Raw genomic sequence first — 15374 nt, 5'->3', positions numbered from 1 at the left:
GCCCGCCCAGGCGAACAGCGCGAGCACGGGCGCGGCGATGAAGCCCGCGGCGACCGACAGCAGCGTCACCGCGACGGTGAAGTACACGATGCCGAGCGGCAGCATCAGCAGCATGTAGAGCATCGTGCCCCAGGTGCGCGGGTCGACGAACATCGCCTTGATGCGCTCGAGCAACGGCGCGTCGCGGGTGACGTACAGCGGGCGGCGCGGCATGCGCTCGCCGAGCATCACCTCGACCAGCCGGCCTTCGACGAGCGACAGCACGCGCACCGATCCGAAGAACAGGATCACGAACGGGATGCCGATGATCAGCACCGACAGGCCGGCGCTGAGCGACAGGCCGGTGACCGTCCACGTGAAGTAGAAGATGCCGGTCGCGAGCGAAAGCAGCATGTAGAACAGCGCGGCGTAGGTGCGCGGCTCGGCGGCGACGCCGAAGAAGCGGCCCAGCGCGGAACGGCGTGCCGCCGGCTTCGGTGCCTGCAGCGCGGTCTGCACGCGCACCTCGGTGTCGCGGTAGATGTCGGCGACCTCGTCGGGCGCGCCGTAGCTGCCGGCGACGTCGGCGATGACCTGCGCCTCGCTGCGGCCGGGATTGGCGGCCATCTCGGAGCGCAGGTAGTCCTCGGCGTCGTAGAGCGCGTCCTGCACGAGCGCCGGATCGGCACCGGCGAGCGCGGCGCGCAGGCGGTCGAGGTATTCGGCGATCGTGGTCGGGGCGGCCAGGCCGGGGGCGAAGGTGTGGGCGGCGTTCATGCGGAGTCTCCCCGGAGGGCGGTGGCGTCGGTGGATGTGGAGTCGGAACGGGCGAGCGGGCCGAGCACGGCGTCGACCGAGTCGCGCGTGCCGCGCCAGGCGGCGGCCCAGTGCGCGAGCACGCCGCGGCCGGCGTCGTTGATGCGGTAGTAGCGGCGCGGCGGCCCGGAGACGGAGGGCTCGACGTGGCTCGACAGCAGCCCCGCCCCCTCCAGCCCGCGCAGCACGGGGTAGAGCGCGCTCTGCTTGCCGGCCAGCACGCCCTCCAGCTGTTCCAGCCGCTTGGCGATCTGGTAGCCGTACATGGGCTCGGCGGCCTCGCCGAGCACGGCGAGCAGGGCGAGCGAGACCGTCCCGGCGCTGAGCTCCTTCTGGAACTTGCGCAGGTGCAGGTCGGGATCGGCGGCGGGTTGGGCTGACATGGCGGAGCCTCTGCCTGATGACGACTTCACTGTAGTGCGAAGTCCGATATACCGAACCTGCCATTGGTCACTGAACCAACGTCACGGCCGCTTTGTCCCCGCCACGACACCGGCGGCGGTATCACCGGGACGAACCCACCACCGGAGCGCGCCATGAGCCGCGGCGACAAGTCCAGCTACACCGACAAGCAGAAGCGCGAGGCCTCGCACATCGAGTCCAGCGAGAAGAAGGCCGGCAAGTCCGACAAGGACGCCGAGCGCATCGCCTGGGCCACCGTCAACAAGCAGGACGGCGGCGGCAAGAAGTCGGGCTCGGGCCGCACGCACCACTGAGTCCGCCCGTTAGGTTGTCTCTCGACGCCCGGTCCCGCGCCGGGCGTCGTCGTATCCGAACGCAGGTGCAGCGTGCGGTGGGCAAGGCGCATGCGACAGAATTGGTGGACTCTCCAGGGGAACCCACCATGCCCATGACGCGCCCGGCCGTCGCCACGCTGTCCCTCGCACTCGCCCTCGCCTGCACGACGTCGGTCGCGGCGGCCCCGAAGGCGCCGGCCAACGCGCGCTCGATGCAGGAAATCATCGACGCCTCCAGGCCGTCCGATTGGCGGCGCCTCGACCCGCGCGACACGCTGTACCTGGATCTGGCCAATGGCCATCGCGTCGTCGTGGAGCTCGCGCCGCGCTTCGCGCCGCAGCACGTGGCGCAGGTGCGTACGCTCGCGCACGAGGGTTACTGGAACGGGCTGTCGATCCTGCGCTCGCAGGACAACTTCGTCGTGCAGTGGGGCGATCCCGAGGAAGACGCCGCGAAGAAGAAGCCGACCGGCAGCGCGAAGAAGCACCTGCCCGCCGAGTTCACCTTCGCGTCGAAGTCCGCGCCGGGCTGGACGCGACTGCCCGACGTCGACGGCTGGGCGCCGCAGGTGGGCTTCGTCGACGGCATTCCCGCCGGCCACGACCCGAAAGCGAACACGTACTGGATGGCGCACTGCTACGGCGCGGTCGGCGCCGGTCGCAACAACGAGGCCGATTCCAGCGACGGCACCGAGCTCTACGTCGTGACCGGCCAGTCGCCGCGGCAGCTCGACCGCAACATGTCGATGGTCGGCCGCGTCGTGCAGGGCATGGAATGGCTGTCGACGATCCCGCGCGGCACCGGCCCGCTGGGCTTCTTCGAGAAGCCCGAGCAGCGCGTGGGCATCCGCGCGATCCGCCTCGCGGCCGACGTGCCGGAGAGCGAGCGCACGAACGTCGAGGTGATGCGCACCGACTCGCCGCTGTTCGCCGAGCTGGTCGAGGCGCGCCGCAACCGCCGTGATGCGTTCTACAAGGTGCAGTCGCACCACATCGACCTGTGCAACGTGCCGCTGCCCTCGCGCGAGGCGAAGCGCTGACGGTCAGCGCTGGATGACCGGCGGCGCGTTGGCGGCGGGTCGCGATCGCGTGCCGTTCGCGAGCACCAGCGCGGCCTCGGCGGCGCTCGCGGCGGCGTCGGCCGCCGGCGCCTTAGCCGCGGCCTGCGCGATCGCGGGCGACCGCGGCGGGCCGGCCTCCAGCGTGCGCGGCACCGGTGGCGGATCGTTCGGGCGACCGTCGCCCGCCATGCGCGGCGTGTCGCTCTCGGCGGCGATGCGCTCGGCCTCCTGGCTCAGCACCACCAGCGAGATGCGCCGGTTCTTCGGATCGGCCGGGTCGTTGCGGTTGAACGGCACCGACGACGAGAGCCCGACGACGCGCGCGAGCTTCTCCTCGCGCATGCCGCCGGCGATGAGCGCGCGGCGCGCCGCGTTCGCGCGTTCGGCCGACAGCTCCCAGTTGCTGTAGCCGTTCTTCGCGGCGTAGGGCGTGGTGTCGGTATGACCGCTGATCGCGACGCGATTGGGCACCTGGTCGATGTACCTCGCGAGCTCGACGAGGATCGTGCGCGTGTAGTCGCGCAGCTCGGGCGAGCCGAGGTCGAACATCGGCCGGTTCTGCGCATCGATGATCTGGATGCGCAGCCCTTCCGGCGTGATGTCGATCAACAGCTGGTCCTTGAAGGGCGCCAGCGCCTGGCTCTGCGCGATCGCCTTCTGCAGCATCTGCTTGAGGACCTCGAGCTTCTGCTTGTCGGCCTTCTCCAGTGCCTTGCGCGCGGCGTCGGTGTCGGCGGTCTTGCCGCTGCCGACGCCGGGGATCTTCGCATCGCCCGCACCGGGCGGATTGCGCACCTGGCTGAAGAGCTTGATCGGCGTGTCGCCCGCGCCGCCCGGCCCCATCTTGCCCTGCACCGCCGTGCTGGTGCGGCCGCGCACCGCGCTCGGGTTCTTGAAGTAATCGGCGATGCCGCCAAGCTTCTCCTGCGGCATCGTGGCGGCGAGCCACATGACCATGAAGAACGCCATCATCGCGGTCACGAAGTCGGCGTAGGCGACTTTCCACGAGCCGCCGTGATGCGCGCCGCCGCCCTTCTTGCGGCGCTTGATCAGGATGATCGGCGGTTGCTGCTGCGCGGCGGCCATGGTCGCGCGCTCAGCCCCGCGCGGCCTTGAGGTCGGCCTCGAGGTCCTGGAACGACGGACGCACGTCGGAGAACAGCAGCTTGCGCGCGAACTCGATCGCCACGCTGGGCGCGTAGCCGCGCAGGCTCGCGATCAGCGCCATCTTCACCACCTCGAAGGCCTTGCCGTCCTCGTGCGCGCGGTTCTCCATCGCGCTGGCGATCGGCGCGACGAAGCCGTACGAGATCAGGATGCCGAGGAACGTGCCGACCAGCGCGGACGCGACCTTCTCGCCGATCTCCGACGGCGCCGCGCTGCCGACGATCGACATCGTGTTGATGATGCCGAGCACGGCCGCGACGATACCGAAGCCCGGTAGTGCGTCGGCCACCTTCTGCACCGAATGCGACGGCTCGAGCGCTTCGTGGTGGTGCGTTTCCAGTTCGTACTCGAGCAGCGATTCGAGCTCGTGCGGCGCCATGTTGCCGCCCACGATCAGGCGCAGGCAGTCGGTGATGAAGTCGAGCATGTGGTGGTCGGCGAGGACCTTCGGGTACTTCTGGAAGATCGAGCTGTCCTGCGGCTGCTCGATGTGCGCCTCGATGGCCATCATGCCTTCGCGGCGCATCTTCACCAGCAGCTCGTAGATGAGCTTGAGCAGGTCGACGTAGTCGCCGCGCGTGTACTTCGGGCCCTTCATCACGCCCTTGACGCCGGCGAGCGAGGCCTTGATCACCTTCATCGGCGTGGCCACGACCCACGAGCCCATGGCGCAGCCGAGGATCACGATGAACTCGTTGACGTGCCACAGCGCCAGCAGCTTGCCGCCCACCATCATGAAGCCGCCCAGGACGCTGGCCAGGACGACGACGGCGCCGATGATCAGGTACATCCGTGTAGCTCCTGCGGGGGCGGGGAATTTCGACAGGTGAGCTAACGGCGGCGGCGCGGCGATCTTGAGTCGCGCGCCCGGCCAAGCGGCCGTGGCAGCGGCGCGTGTTGGCATGCCGGTCACGGCGCGGGCCCGAGCATGGAACCCGAGACCCGCAAGGAGCCCGACATGAACCGCGAAACCCCGCAGCACGGCCCCACCCGCGACGCCGGCGCCCGCCTCTACGAGGACATGCCCTCGGTCACCGACCGCGGCCAGCTCGCCTCCGGCCGCGACGATTCCTTCGGCGCGCCCGACATCGGCGGCCCGTACGAACCGCGCTACGGCCGCGACCTCCGCCAGGCCGAGGGCCGCGCGATCGCCGACTCGACGCATCGCGCGATGCAGCCGCGTCGTCGCGGCACCCGCAACGCGACGCGCCCGGATTCGCTGATCGCCGAGGAGATCAGCGAGCGCTTCCGCGACGACGAGCTGCTCGACGCCAGCGAGATCCTGCTGCGCGTGGAGGACGGCCGGGTGCTGCTGACGGGCGAGGTGCCCGAGCGCTGGATGAAGCATCGCGCGGAGGACATCGCCGACGGCGTCCGCGGCGTGTCCGAGGTCGAGAACCGCATCCACGTCGACAACGGCCTGGCATCGTTCGGCCCGGGTGGCGCCGTGCGCAGCGGCCTCGACCAGCCCGGCAGCGGCTTCTCCAGCTCACCGCCGAATGCCGACTGGCAGCCGCGCGATTCGCGCGTGGATTGATCCCCATCACCGCATTCGAAAAACGCCCGCGCCCGTCGCGGGCGTTTTTCGTTGGCGCGGCGCAGGGCCCGCAAGCATGTGCGAACGGGATCACGCGTACGGCGGCGCCCGCGCGTCGCGTCGCGTCGCGTCGCCGCTGCCGCGACGCGCGCTGAACCGCTTGAAACAGGCCCGTTTGCCATCACGCCGCCTTTGCCGCGCGCTGCCTAGCCTCGATTTCGTCTCCTCTTGACCGGACGTACCCACCATGCCCGTGATGCGAATGCGAGTGACCGGCAGCGACGACCACGCCCGCGCCATCGGCAACCTGCTGCAGAGCATCGACGGCATCGAGCACGTGGAAGAGGTCGCCGACCTCATGCCGCGCCTCGACGACGACGACTCCAGCTCGGCCGGCCTCCCCGACGACCAGGGCCCCGGCGTGCACGAGCTCGAGGTCGAGGCACCGAACGACCTCGCCGTGCAGCGCGTCCGCGACGCCGTGGAAGCGCTGGCCTTCGACCTCGACGTGCTGGTCGAGTTCGAGAACGACGCCGACTGGAACAGCTGAGGTCGGACGATGCGCGCCGCCCCGAGCCCCCTTCGCTGCAATGCCCACGATCGCGCCCCGCGCGATCCGGCGCGCCTGCACGGCCCGGCGGGAGCGTGACCATGCACGGCCGACTGCACGAAACGCTGCTGTCGGACCGGAGTCCGCGGAGCGCGATGGTGTCGATGGTGCCCGCCGCATTCGGCAGCGGCGTGCCGGCGGTGGACGGCATCCGCATCGGCATCGGCGGCTGGACCTACGCACCGTGGCGCCACACGTTCTATCCGCAGGGCCTGGTATCGCGCCGTGAGCTCGAGTACGCGAGCCGGCGGTTCAGCAGCATCGAGATCAACGGCACCTTCTACGGCGCGCGTCGGGCGGCCGAGTACGCCCAGTGGCGCGACCAGACGCCTGAAGGCTTCGCGTTCTCGGTCAAGGCTCCGCAGCACATCACCCAGCGCGGCCCGCTGGCCAAGTGCGGCAAGGCCGCATGGGCGTTCCTCAATGGCGGCCTGGCCGAGCTGGGCGATCGCCTGGGCCCGGTGCTGTGGCACATGCCGCCGAGCCGCGTGTTCGATGCCGACGACCTGGCCGCGTTCCTCGACCTGCTGCCGCGCACGCTCGACGGCCGGCCGCTGCGCCACGTCATCGAACCGGGCCACCCCAGCTTCGTCGATCCGCGCTACATCGAAGTCGCGCGCGCGTTCGGCGCCGGCACCGTGTTCACCGACGCACCCGACATGCCCGCGCTCGGCGACGTCACTGGCCGCGTGGTCTACGTGCGCCTGATGCGGTCGCGCGTGGACCTGCAGGAAGGGTATCCGCCGGACGACCTCGACGTCTGGCTGTCGCGGCTTCAGCAGTGGTCGCGCGGCGAGGATCCGGTCGACATGCCGCGCATCGCCGAGCCCGCGCCCCCGCTCGGCCAGCGCGAGGTGTTCGCCTATTTCATCGGCGGCGCCAAGCAGCGCAATCCCGCCGCGGCGATGGCGATGATCGCCAGACTGCTGCGCCGCTGAGGCGTTACCGGCGCCGCATCATTTCGTGCGCTGGCTCAGCGCGACGCTGCCGAGGATCAGGGCGCCGGCAATCGCCATGCGCGCAGTCGGCACCTCGGCCAGCAGCCACCACGCCCAGGCCACGCCGAACAACGGCACGAGATACGTCACCGTCGACGCCCGCGACGCGCCGATGCGCGCGATCAGCCGGTAGTACATGACGAAGGCGATGCCGGTGCACATCACACCGAGCAGCGCGACCGACAGCCATGCCTGCGCCGAGGGCATCCGGGCGGGCCATTGCGCGATGCCGAACGGCAGCAGCAGCACGGCCGCGCAGGCGAGCGTGGCCGGCGCGACGGCGGTGGCCGGCAGGCCGGTGAGATGGCGTCGCACGAGCTGGATGCCGATGCCGTAAAGCAGTGCAGCGGTCGCGCCGGCGAGCACGGCCGCGCCGATGTCCGCGCCGGCGATGCGGCCGCTGGCCAGCACCACCACGCCGGCGAAGCCGGTCGCGAGCGTGATCGCGCGAGTCCAGCCGATGCGCTCGCCGAAGAACGTCGCACCGACGAGCGCGGTGAACAGCACGGTCATCGCATTGCAGATGGCGCCGACGCCGGCGGGTGCGCGCTCGGCGCCCCAGGCGAACAGCAGGAACGGCACGGCCGAGTTGACCGCGCCGATCAGCGCGAGCTTGGGCCACATCCGCAGCGGAAAGTCCGCCCGTGCGCGCCACAGGAACGGCGACAGCACGATCGCGCCCAACGCGAGCCGCAGCTCGACCAGCGCGGCGGGCCCGAACTCCGACGCCGCGATGCGCATGAACAGGAACGAGGCGCCCCAGATCGCGCCGAGCACGGTGATCTCGACGGGGGTGATCCAGCCGGCGGTGCGCGACGGCGTGGACAGCGGGGTAGCGGTGGCATCGACGGCCATGGCGGTTCTCCGGGACGACGTAGCCTCGGCCTGCCCGGCGCGCGACGCCATCCGCATCGTGTGCCCGCGAGCCTCATGCCACATTGGGTTCGGTCGCCATTGTCCGCGCCCGGGGCCGCGCCACAAGCGCATACTTTCGCGGTCCGACACGAATCTGGCTTGAGGCTCGCATGGGAACCCGCGCCGAATGGCTGTCCGCCCTCGCCGCCTTCGAGGCCGCGGCGCGCCACCAGAACTTCGCCCATGCCGGTGAGGAGCTGCACCTCACCGCGTCGGCGGTCAGCCACCACGTGCGCAAGCTGGAATCGCGCCTCGGGCTGCCGCTGTTCCAGCGGCACGCGCGCGGCGTGGCGCTCACCGCGTCGGGCCGACAACTCGCCGACGCCGCCAGCAGTTCGCTGGCCGATATCGAGGACGTGCTGCGCGGCCTGAAGGCTTCCAGCGGCGACGCGGACCTCGTGCGCATCGCCACGCTGCACTCGTTCAGCTGCGCCTGGCTCATGCCGCGCCTGCCCCGCTTCACGGCCCTGCATCCGAACGTGCGGCTGAGCTTCGAGACGGGATTCGCGCTCGCACGTTTCGACGACAGCGGCCCCGACCTCGCCGTGCGCCATGGCGCCGGCCAGTGGCCGGGCACGCAGGCGACGCCGCTGCTCGAGGAGCGGTTGTTCCCGGTCGCCGCACCGTCCATGGCCGAAGGCATCGCCTCCGTCGACGAGGTCGCGCGCCTGCCCCTGGTCTCCGACAACGCACGCCAGGGCTGGCCCGACTGGTTCCGCGAGGCGCAGGTGCGCGGCGTCACGCCGGACGAGCGCCTGCGCTTCACCGATTCGACCGGCGCGCTGGAAGCGGCGGCGACCGGCCTCGGCGCCGTGCTCGCGCGCGAGCACATCGTCGCGCCGTACCTCGATAGTGGCCGGCTGGTGCGCCTGCCGGGCCCGGCGGTGCGTGCGCGCTGGGCCTACTACGTGGTCGTGCCGACGCACCGGCGGCTGCGTCCGTCGGCGCGGGCGTTCGTCGACTGGCTGGTCGACGAGGCGCGGCGCGCCGTTCCGTGACCGCAATGGCGCTGCGTGCGATCCGTCGCCGGCGGATCGCGCGACCGCATCGATAATGGTGCGATGACGACGCCCGAAACCCGCCGCGCCTTCCTTCAGATCCATTTCTGCGTCCTGCTCTGGGGCTTCACCGCGATCCTCGGCAAGATGATCAGCCTGCGCGCACTGCCGCTGGTCTGGTGGCGCATGCTGTTCGTGGTCGCGGTGCTGGCCTGCGTCCCCCGCGTATGGCGCGGGCTGCGCGCGATGCCGGGGCGGCTGGTGGCCGCGTATGCCGGCATCGGCGTGCTGGTCGCGCTGCACTGGCTGACCTTCTACGGCTCGATCAAGCTCTCGAACGCGTCCGTGGGCGCGACCTGCATCGCGCTGGGCACGGTGTTCACCGCGCTCGCCGAGCCGTGGCTCGCGCGCACGCGCTTCCAGCCGCGCGATTTCCTGCTCGGCGTGGCGGTGCTGCCGGGCGTCGCCTTCGTCGTGGGCGGCATCCCGCCGGGCATGCGCGCGGGCGTGGCGGTGGGCACGCTGTCGGCGATCCTCGTCGCGCTGTTCGGCTCGCTCAACAAGCGTCTGGTCGAGCACGGCGACGCGCTGACCGTGACCGCGATCGAACTCGGCGCGGGCACCCTCGCGCTCACGGTGCTCTCGCCGCTGATGGCGCTGCTGATGCCGGGCGAGGGCCTGACCATGGTGCTGCCGTCGATGCGCGACACCGGCCTGCTGCTGGCCCTGTCGATCGGCTGCACGCTGATCCCGTACGCGCTGTCGCTCGTCGCGCTGCGCCACATGAGCGCGTTCGCCGCCCAGCTGGCCGTGAACCTGGAGCCGGTCTACGCGATCGTGCTGGCGATCCTGCTGCTGGGCGAGCAGCGCGAGCTCAGCCTCGCGTTCTACGCGGGCGTGGCGATCATCCTTGCCGCGGTGCTGGCGTATCCGCTCCTGCATCGGCTGCGGCGCATCGAGCATCCGGACATGCTCGCCGCGTCCGAGGCTAAGGGCATGGTCGACTGACGCGACTCAGCGCCGTGCGCGCCCGCGGCCGGGCCCTTTCGGATCGCCGTCGCGGGCGAAGGCCGGCGGGTAGTAGAAGTTGAGCGTGCGCAGCAGCCCGTCGCCGGTATTGCGCACTTCGTGGCGCTCGCCCTTCTCGATCACCAGGAGCCGGCCCGGCGCCAGCGCGACGCGGCGCTTGCGTCCGTCGACCTCCACCGTGGCGACACCGCGGCCATCGACTACGTAGAGCCACCGGTCCGCGCCGCGGTGGTAGTTGTCGTCCCCGCCCTCGGTGTCGCCCGGCGCCAGCACCATTTCCGCGCACTGGACGCGCCGTACCTCGAAGGCGACGCGGAAGCCTTCGCGCAGGCCGAGCTTCTTCGTGTGCATGGGCACCTCCTCGAGGGAAGGCTCCCACCGGCCATGTCGAGGGCGGATCAGTCGCGACGCTCGACCGCGCGCGGCGCCGGACCGACGCCGCGCCTGCGCTCGGGCCGGCGGCGTCAGGCCGGCGCGTGCGCCGACTGGTCGAAGGTCATGTAGCAGATGTTGAGCTTGTTGCCGTCCAGGTCGCGGAAGTAGGCCGCGTAGAAGCCCGGGAAGCGCTCGCCGGGCGCGCCCTCGTCGGCGCCGCCGAGCGCGAGCGCCTTCGCGTGCACCGCGTCCACCTGCGCGCGATCCTTCGCCTCGAGCGCCACCATCGTGCCGTTGCCGACGGTGGCCGTGCGCTTGTCGAACGGCACGGTGATGCCCAGGCCGGCCCCGGCCCCGCCGTTGCCGTACGCGATGAAATAGCCCGGCTGCTCCATCTCCCGCTTGCCGCCGATCAGCGCGAGCAGTTCGTCGTAGAACGCCGCGGCGCGCGGCAGGTCGTTGGTGCCGAGGGTGGTGTAGGCGATCATCGCGTCGTCTCCGTTGGATGCGGCGCGATCCTAGCGCGCGCCCGGCGTCGCAGACAGCCACCGCGGCGAGCGTCTATGCTCGCCGCGTTCGACTCCGGGGACTTCGATGAACGCCAATACCCAGCACGACATCGCCAAGCTGATCCTGCGCGTCACCCTCGGCGTGCTGATCCTCTTCCACGGGCTCGCCAAGCTCAACGGCGGGATGGGCGGCATCGTGCACATGGTCGAGTCGCACGGCCTGCCCGGCGCGCTCGGCTACGGCGTGCTGCTGGGCGAAGTGATCGGCCCGCTGATGCTGATCGCCGGCTTCCACGCGCGCATCGGCGCGGTGCTGGTGTTCGTCAACATGCTGGTGGCGGTGATGCTGGTGCACATGCGCCAGCTCGGCGCGTTCAACGAGCAGGGCGGCTGGTCGCTCGAGCTGCAGGCGATGTACGCGGTGTCCGCGCTCGCCCTGGCGCTGCTCGGCCCCGGCCGCTACAGCGTCAACGAGCGCTGACCGTGCACGTCGTCGACTTCGAACTCGAGGGCGAGTACGTCGAGCTCAACCAGCTGCTCAAGCTGGCCGGGTTGTGCGACAGCGGCGGCGCCGGCAAGCAGATCGTCGCCAGCGGCGCGGTCAACGTGGACGGGCACGTGGAGCTGCGCAAGACCGCGAAGATCCGCGCCGGCCAGTCGGTGCGGCTGGGCGACGTGGAGATCCGCGTCGTCCCCGCCTGATCACTTCATCAGCGGGCGCAGCGCCGGCCAGACGTGGTCGAGCAGCTTGCCCTGGACGGGCGCGGTCGGATGCAGGTTGTCGCGCTGGAACGCGGCGCGCTGCATGACGATCGGCTCGAGGAAGAACGGCACCAGCGACGCGCCGTTGCCGCGCGCCACGCCCGTGTACGCATTGGCGAAGCCCTCGGTATAGGCGCGGCCGAGGTTGGGCGGCATGCGCATGCCCAGCAGCAGTACCTTCGCGCCCGAGGCCTTCGACAGCTTCGTCATGCGGTCGAGGTTGGCCTGCATGTCGCGCACCGGCAGGCCGCGCAGGCCGTCGTTCGCACCCAGTTCGATGACGACCACCGCCGGCTTCACGCGCGACAGCTCGCGGGGCAGGCGCGACAAGCCGCCGGCCGTCGTCTCGCCGCTGACGCTGGCATTGACCACCTTCCAGCCTGGGTTCGTGGCCTTCAGCCGCTGCCCGAGCAGCGACACCCAGCCCTGCTGCACGGCGATGCCGTAGCCGGCCGAGAGCGAATCGCCCATCACCAGCACGGTCTTCGTGGTCACCGGCGCCTGCTTCGCCGGGGTGCGCGCTTGCACCGGCAGGGCGACCAGCAGCGCCATCGCCATCACCAGCCACCACAGCCGCCGTTGAATGCGGGCGGTCATGCCTTCATATGCGGGGTTCATCCGTTCCTCCGGCCGCTTCGGCCCTGATGGGAGACATGATGCTCGACGCGACCGTGAACCCCGCCCGAAGGACCGCGCCCTCGGCGCTCCAGGCCGATGCGCTCGGCAAGTCGGTGGCGCTGCCCTCGGGCCCGCTGGTGATCCTGAGCGACGTCGATTTCTCGATCGCCCCCGGCGAGACGGTGGCCGTCGTCGGCGCGTCGGGGTCGGGCAAGAGCACGCTGCTGTCGCTGCTGGCCGGGCTCGACGTCCCCTCGGGCGGGCGCGTCCTGCTCGACGGCCAGCCGCTGTCCACGCTCGACGAGGACGGCCGCGCGCGCGTCCGCGGCGAGAAGGTCGGGTTCGTCTTCCAGAACTTCCAGCTGCTGCCGTCCCTCACCGCGCTGGAGAACGTGATGCTGCCGCTGGAGCTGCGCGGCGACGCGGACGCGGACGCGCCGGCGCGCGCCATCCTGCAGCGCGTCGGTCTCGGCGAGCGGCTGGCGCACTACCCGCGCCAGCTGTCGGGGGGCGAGCAGCAACGCGTCGCCCTCGCCCGCGCCTTCGTCACCCGCCCCGGCCTGCTGTTCGCCGACGAGCCCACCGGCAACCTCGACACCCGCACCGGCGCCGCGATCATCGAGCTGCTCTTCGAACTCAACGAGCAGGCCGGCACGACGCTGGTGCTGGTCACGCATGACGATGCACTCGCCGCGCGCTGCAGCCGCCGCCTGCGCCTGGACGCCGGCCGCCTGGTCGACGACACGGCCGCGGCGCGATGAGCGGCACGCTCGCGCTCGCCTGGCGCCAGCTCAGGCGCGACCTGCGCGCCGGCGAGGTGCGCCTCCTGATCGCGGCCGTCGTGCTCGCGGTACTCGCGGTGACCTCGGTCGGCTTCGTCACCGACCGCGCCGAGCGCGCGCTCGCGATCGAGGCCAACCGCCTGCTGGGCGGCGACGCGGTGGTGCGCGGCGACGGGCCGCCTTCCAAACGCATGCTCGACGCCGCGCGCGCGCCCGGCCTGCGCGTGGCGGAGACCCGCGAGCTCACGACGATGGCGTCCGTCGGCGAAGGCGAGGCGCAACGGCTGAAGCTCGCCGACCTGCGCGCGCTCGGCGACGGCTTCCCGCTGCGCGGCACCTTCCGCGTACTCGATGCGCGCGGCACGGAAACGGTCACGACCGCGACTCCGGCACGCGGCACCGCCTGGCTCACGCGCAACGGCGCGCAGGCGCTCGATGCGAAGGTCGGCGATACGGTGACGCTGGGCGATGCGACGTTCCGCATCGCGGCGATCGTCACGCAGGAACCGGACGCGTCGACCGATCTGTTCAACATCGCACCGCGCGTGCTCATCCCGCTGGCCGACCTGCCGCGCACCGGGCTCGTGCAGGAAGGCAGCCGGCTGGAATACCGGCTGATCGTCGCGGGCGATGCCGGCGCGGTCGAACGCTTCACCGCGACGGCGAAGGCCGCGCTCGGCCGCGGCCAGCGGCTCGAGACGATCGGCAACGCGCGCCCCGAAGTGCGCTCGGCGCTGGATCGCGCAGGGCGCTTCCTGGGCCTGGCCGCGATGGTGTCGGTGATGCTCGCGGCGGTGGCCGTGGCGATGGCCGCGCGCCGGCACAGCGAGCGCCATCGCGCGGGCGCGGCGGTCATGCGCTGCCTCGGTGCCTCGCAGCGGCGCATCGTCGCGATCAACGTCGGCGAGCTGGCGCTGCTCGGCGTCGCGGCGAGCGTCGCGGGCGTCGTGCTCGCGTTCGCGATGCAATGGGGCGTCGGCCTGTGGCTGGCGCGGAAACTCGCGCTGTCGATCCCGCCCGCCGGCCTGATGCCCGCGCTGCAGGGCCTGCTGCTCGGGCTGGTCGTACTGCTCGCGTTCGGCGCGCCGCCCGTGCTCGCGCTGCGGCGTGTTCCGGCGTTGCGCGTGCTGCGTCGCGACCTCGACCCCGTGGAGCCGAGCGCATGGGCCGTCGGTGCGCTCGGCATCGCGGCGCTGGGCGCGCTGCTGTGGTGGAAGGCGGGGTCACCCACGCTGGGGATCGCCATGCTCGCGGGCGTCGTCGCGACGCTCGCCGTGCTGGCACTGCTCGCCTTCGGGCTGATTCTCGCCGTGCGCGCCCTGCGCACGCGGCTGCGCGGGCCGCTGCGCTATGGCCTTGCGAACGTCAGCCGGCGCGCGGGCACGAGCGTCGCGCAGGTGTGTGCGCTCGGCCTCGGGCTCATGGCGTTGCTGCTACTGACATTCGTGCGCACCGACCTGCTCGATCGCTGGCAGCGTTCGCTGTCGACCGACGTACCGAACCGCTTCGTCATCAACGTGCAGGACGACCAGGTGCGCGACGTGCGCGCCTTCATCCGCGACCAGGGACTCGGCGCGCCCGAGCTGGTGCCGATGATCCGCGCGCGCCTCGTGCAGCGGAACGGCCGCGCGGTGAGCGGCGCGTCGTACCGCGAGGACGACGCGCGCCGCTTCGCCGAACGCGAGTTCAACCTGTCGGTCGCGGCGCGGCCGGGTGCCGGCAACCGCGTCGTCGCCGGTCACTGGTGGCGCGGCACGCCCGCTTCGCCGGAGCTGTCGGTCGAGCAGCGCTTCGCGGAGCGGCTCGGCTGGAGGATCGGCGATCGCATCACCTTCGACGTCGCCGGCCAGCCATTCACCGCACGCATCACCTCGTTGCGCGAAGTCGACTGGGAGAGCTTCCGCCCGAACTTCTTCGTGGTCGCCTCGCCGCATGCGCTGGACGGTTACGCGGCGAGCTGGATCACCGCGGTGCGCGTGCCCGCGTCGCAGCCGCGGTTCACCGCACGGCTCGTCGATCGCTTCCCCAACCTCACGGTGATCGACATCGACGCCGTGCTCGCGCAGGTGCGCGCCACCGGCGACCAGGTGTCGACGGTCGTGCAGGTGGTGTTCTGGTTCTCGCTCGCTGCCGGCGTGCTGGTGCTGCTGGCGGCGGTGACCGCGAGCCAGGACGAGCGCCTGCTCGAAGGCGGCGTGATGCGGGTGCTCGGGGCGCGGCGCGGGCAACTGCGGATGGCGCAGGCCTCGGAGTTCGTGGCGATCGGCCTGCTGTCGGGGCTGGTCGCGGCGATCGCGGCGACGGTGCTGTCGGGTGTCATCGCCACGCGCGTGTTCGACCTGCCCTGGGCCTTCGACGCGAAGCCGGCGATCGTGGGTGCCACGGTCGGCGTGGTGGCGGCGCTCGTGGCGGGCATGTGGGCCACGCGCCGGGTGCTCGATGCGCCGCCGTCGACGACGCTGCGCGAACTGCAGGACTAGC

The 15374-nt window shown here is 71.6% G+C and carries 18 protein-coding genes and 1 pseudogene; 11 read left to right on the top strand and 8 right to left on the bottom strand.

Going from position 1 to position 15374, the window contains the following annotated elements; genetic code table 11:
* Both E4F61_RS09140 and E4F61_RS09135 read right to left on the bottom strand, forming a co-directional pair.
* A partial coding sequence (locus E4F61_RS09140; RefSeq protein ID WP_133479357.1) for a sensor domain-containing protein occupies window positions 1-756 on the bottom strand: 756 nt, incomplete at its 3' end.
* Entirely contained in the window at window positions 753-1178 is a 426-nt protein-coding gene (locus E4F61_RS09135) for a PadR family transcriptional regulator (protein WP_133477388.1), read from the bottom strand. The genes E4F61_RS09140 and E4F61_RS09135, both read right to left, overlap by 4 nt.
* A 153-nt stretch (window positions 1179-1331) precedes the next feature.
* Between E4F61_RS09135 and E4F61_RS09130 the strand changes: the two are divergent.
* Window positions 1332-1499 (top strand): annotated as a pseudogene (locus E4F61_RS09130) (HupB); the annotation flags it as partial.
* A 140-nt stretch (window positions 1500-1639) separates the two neighbouring features.
* Window positions 1640-2572 (top strand): peptidylprolyl isomerase, encoded by a 933-nt coding sequence (locus E4F61_RS09125; RefSeq protein WP_133479356.1) that lies wholly within the window; start codon window positions 1640-1642, stop codon window positions 2570-2572.
* A gap of 3 nt (window positions 2573-2575) precedes the next feature.
* Here the strand turns inward: E4F61_RS09125 and motB are convergent, their stop codons facing one another.
* Both motB and motA read right to left on the bottom strand, forming a co-directional pair.
* Window positions 2576-3679 (bottom strand): flagellar motor protein MotB, encoded by a 1104-nt coding sequence (motB, locus tag E4F61_RS09120; protein WP_133479355.1) that lies wholly within the window; start codon window positions 3677-3679, stop codon window positions 2576-2578.
* Between the two features lie 10 nt (window positions 3680-3689).
* Window positions 3690-4550, bottom strand: a complete 861-nt coding sequence (gene motA / locus E4F61_RS09115) for a flagellar motor stator protein MotA (protein ID WP_133479354.1) — start codon at window positions 4548-4550, stop codon at window positions 3690-3692.
* A 168-nt stretch (window positions 4551-4718) separates the two neighbouring features.
* Here motA and E4F61_RS09110 point away from each other — a divergent pair, with 168 nt between their 5' ends.
* The 3 genes from E4F61_RS09110 (at window position 4719) to E4F61_RS09100 (ending at window position 6845) form a co-directional block, all read left to right on the top strand.
* Window positions 4719-5297 carry a BON domain-containing protein gene (locus tag E4F61_RS09110; protein WP_133479353.1) on the top strand — a complete coding sequence of 193 codons (579 nt, stop codon included), beginning with the start codon at window positions 4719-4721 and terminating at the stop codon, window positions 5295-5297.
* A 247-nt stretch (window positions 5298-5544) separates the two neighbouring features.
* The gene (locus tag E4F61_RS09105; RefSeq protein WP_133479352.1) at window positions 5545-5847 is read left to right on the top strand and encodes a hypothetical protein; all 303 of its coding nucleotides are present in this window, start codon (window positions 5545-5547) and stop codon (window positions 5845-5847) included.
* A 164-nt stretch (window positions 5848-6011) separates the two neighbouring features.
* The gene (locus tag E4F61_RS09100) at window positions 6012-6845 is read left to right on the top strand and encodes a DUF72 domain-containing protein (RefSeq protein ID WP_133479361.1); all 834 of its coding nucleotides are present in this window, start codon (window positions 6012-6014) and stop codon (window positions 6843-6845) included.
* An 18-nt stretch (window positions 6846-6863) separates the two neighbouring features.
* Here the strand turns inward: E4F61_RS09100 and E4F61_RS09095 are convergent, their stop codons facing one another.
* On the bottom strand, window positions 6864-7760 hold the full coding sequence (locus E4F61_RS09095; RefSeq protein ID WP_133479351.1) for a DMT family transporter: 897 nt from the start codon (window positions 7758-7760) through the stop codon (window positions 6864-6866).
* 170 nt (window positions 7761-7930) lie between these two features.
* On the opposite strand from E4F61_RS09095, the gene E4F61_RS09090 reads away from it, so the two are divergent.
* Window positions 7931-8818 (top strand): LysR substrate-binding domain-containing protein, encoded by an 888-nt coding sequence (locus tag E4F61_RS09090; protein ID WP_133479350.1) that lies wholly within the window; start codon window positions 7931-7933, stop codon window positions 8816-8818.
* Window positions 8819-8881: 63 nt separating this feature from the next.
* Window positions 8882-9826: a DMT family transporter gene (locus E4F61_RS09085; RefSeq protein ID WP_133479349.1), complete on the top strand. Its 945-nt coding sequence runs from the start codon at window positions 8882-8884 to the stop codon at window positions 9824-9826.
* Between the two features lie 6 nt (window positions 9827-9832).
* On the opposite strand, the gene E4F61_RS09080 is transcribed toward E4F61_RS09085, so the two are convergent.
* Both E4F61_RS09080 and E4F61_RS09075 read right to left on the bottom strand, forming a co-directional pair.
* Window positions 9833-10198, bottom strand: coding sequence for a cupin domain-containing protein (locus E4F61_RS09080; RefSeq protein ID WP_133479348.1), 366 nt, complete (start codon window positions 10196-10198; stop codon window positions 9833-9835).
* Between the two features lie 113 nt (window positions 10199-10311).
* Window positions 10312-10710: a VOC family protein gene (locus tag E4F61_RS09075; RefSeq protein ID WP_133479347.1), complete on the bottom strand. Its 399-nt coding sequence runs from the start codon at window positions 10708-10710 to the stop codon at window positions 10312-10314.
* 106 nt (window positions 10711-10816) lie between these two features.
* Here E4F61_RS09075 and E4F61_RS09070 point away from each other — a divergent pair, with 106 nt between their 5' ends.
* Together E4F61_RS09070 and E4F61_RS09065 are read left to right on the top strand one after the other, a co-directional pair.
* On the top strand, window positions 10817-11212 hold the full coding sequence (locus tag E4F61_RS09070) for a DoxX family protein (protein ID WP_133479346.1): 396 nt from the start codon (window positions 10817-10819) through the stop codon (window positions 11210-11212).
* A gap of 2 nt (window positions 11213-11214) precedes the next feature.
* Window positions 11215-11433: an RNA-binding S4 domain-containing protein gene (locus E4F61_RS09065; RefSeq protein ID WP_133479345.1), complete on the top strand. Its 219-nt coding sequence runs from the start codon at window positions 11215-11217 to the stop codon at window positions 11431-11433.
* Here E4F61_RS09065 and E4F61_RS09060 read toward each other — a convergent pair whose 3' ends face one another.
* Window positions 11434-12111, bottom strand: a complete 678-nt coding sequence (locus E4F61_RS09060) for an arylesterase (RefSeq protein ID WP_238382869.1) — start codon at window positions 12109-12111, stop codon at window positions 11434-11436. It lies immediately after the preceding gene.
* Between the two features lie 38 nt (window positions 12112-12149).
* Here E4F61_RS09060 and E4F61_RS09055 point away from each other — a divergent pair, with 38 nt between their 5' ends.
* Window positions 12150-12872: an ATP-binding cassette domain-containing protein gene (locus E4F61_RS09055; protein ID WP_133479344.1), complete on the top strand. Its 723-nt coding sequence runs from the start codon at window positions 12150-12152 to the stop codon at window positions 12870-12872.
* Window positions 12869-15373 (top strand): ABC transporter permease, encoded by a 2505-nt coding sequence (locus tag E4F61_RS09050; RefSeq protein WP_133479343.1) that lies wholly within the window; start codon window positions 12869-12871, stop codon window positions 15371-15373. The genes E4F61_RS09055 and E4F61_RS09050 overlap by 4 nt, the downstream gene beginning before the upstream one ends.
* Window position 15374 lies beyond the last annotated feature (1 nt).

Origin of the sequence: Cognatilysobacter segetis, assembly GCF_004359965.1 — a bacterium.
In the GTDB taxonomy this organism is placed as follows: domain Bacteria; phylum Pseudomonadota; class Gammaproteobacteria; order Xanthomonadales; family Xanthomonadaceae; genus Cognatilysobacter; species Cognatilysobacter segetis.
Note: the sequence above shows the minus strand (reverse complement) of the source record. Positions and strands in the feature narration are given on the sequence as shown.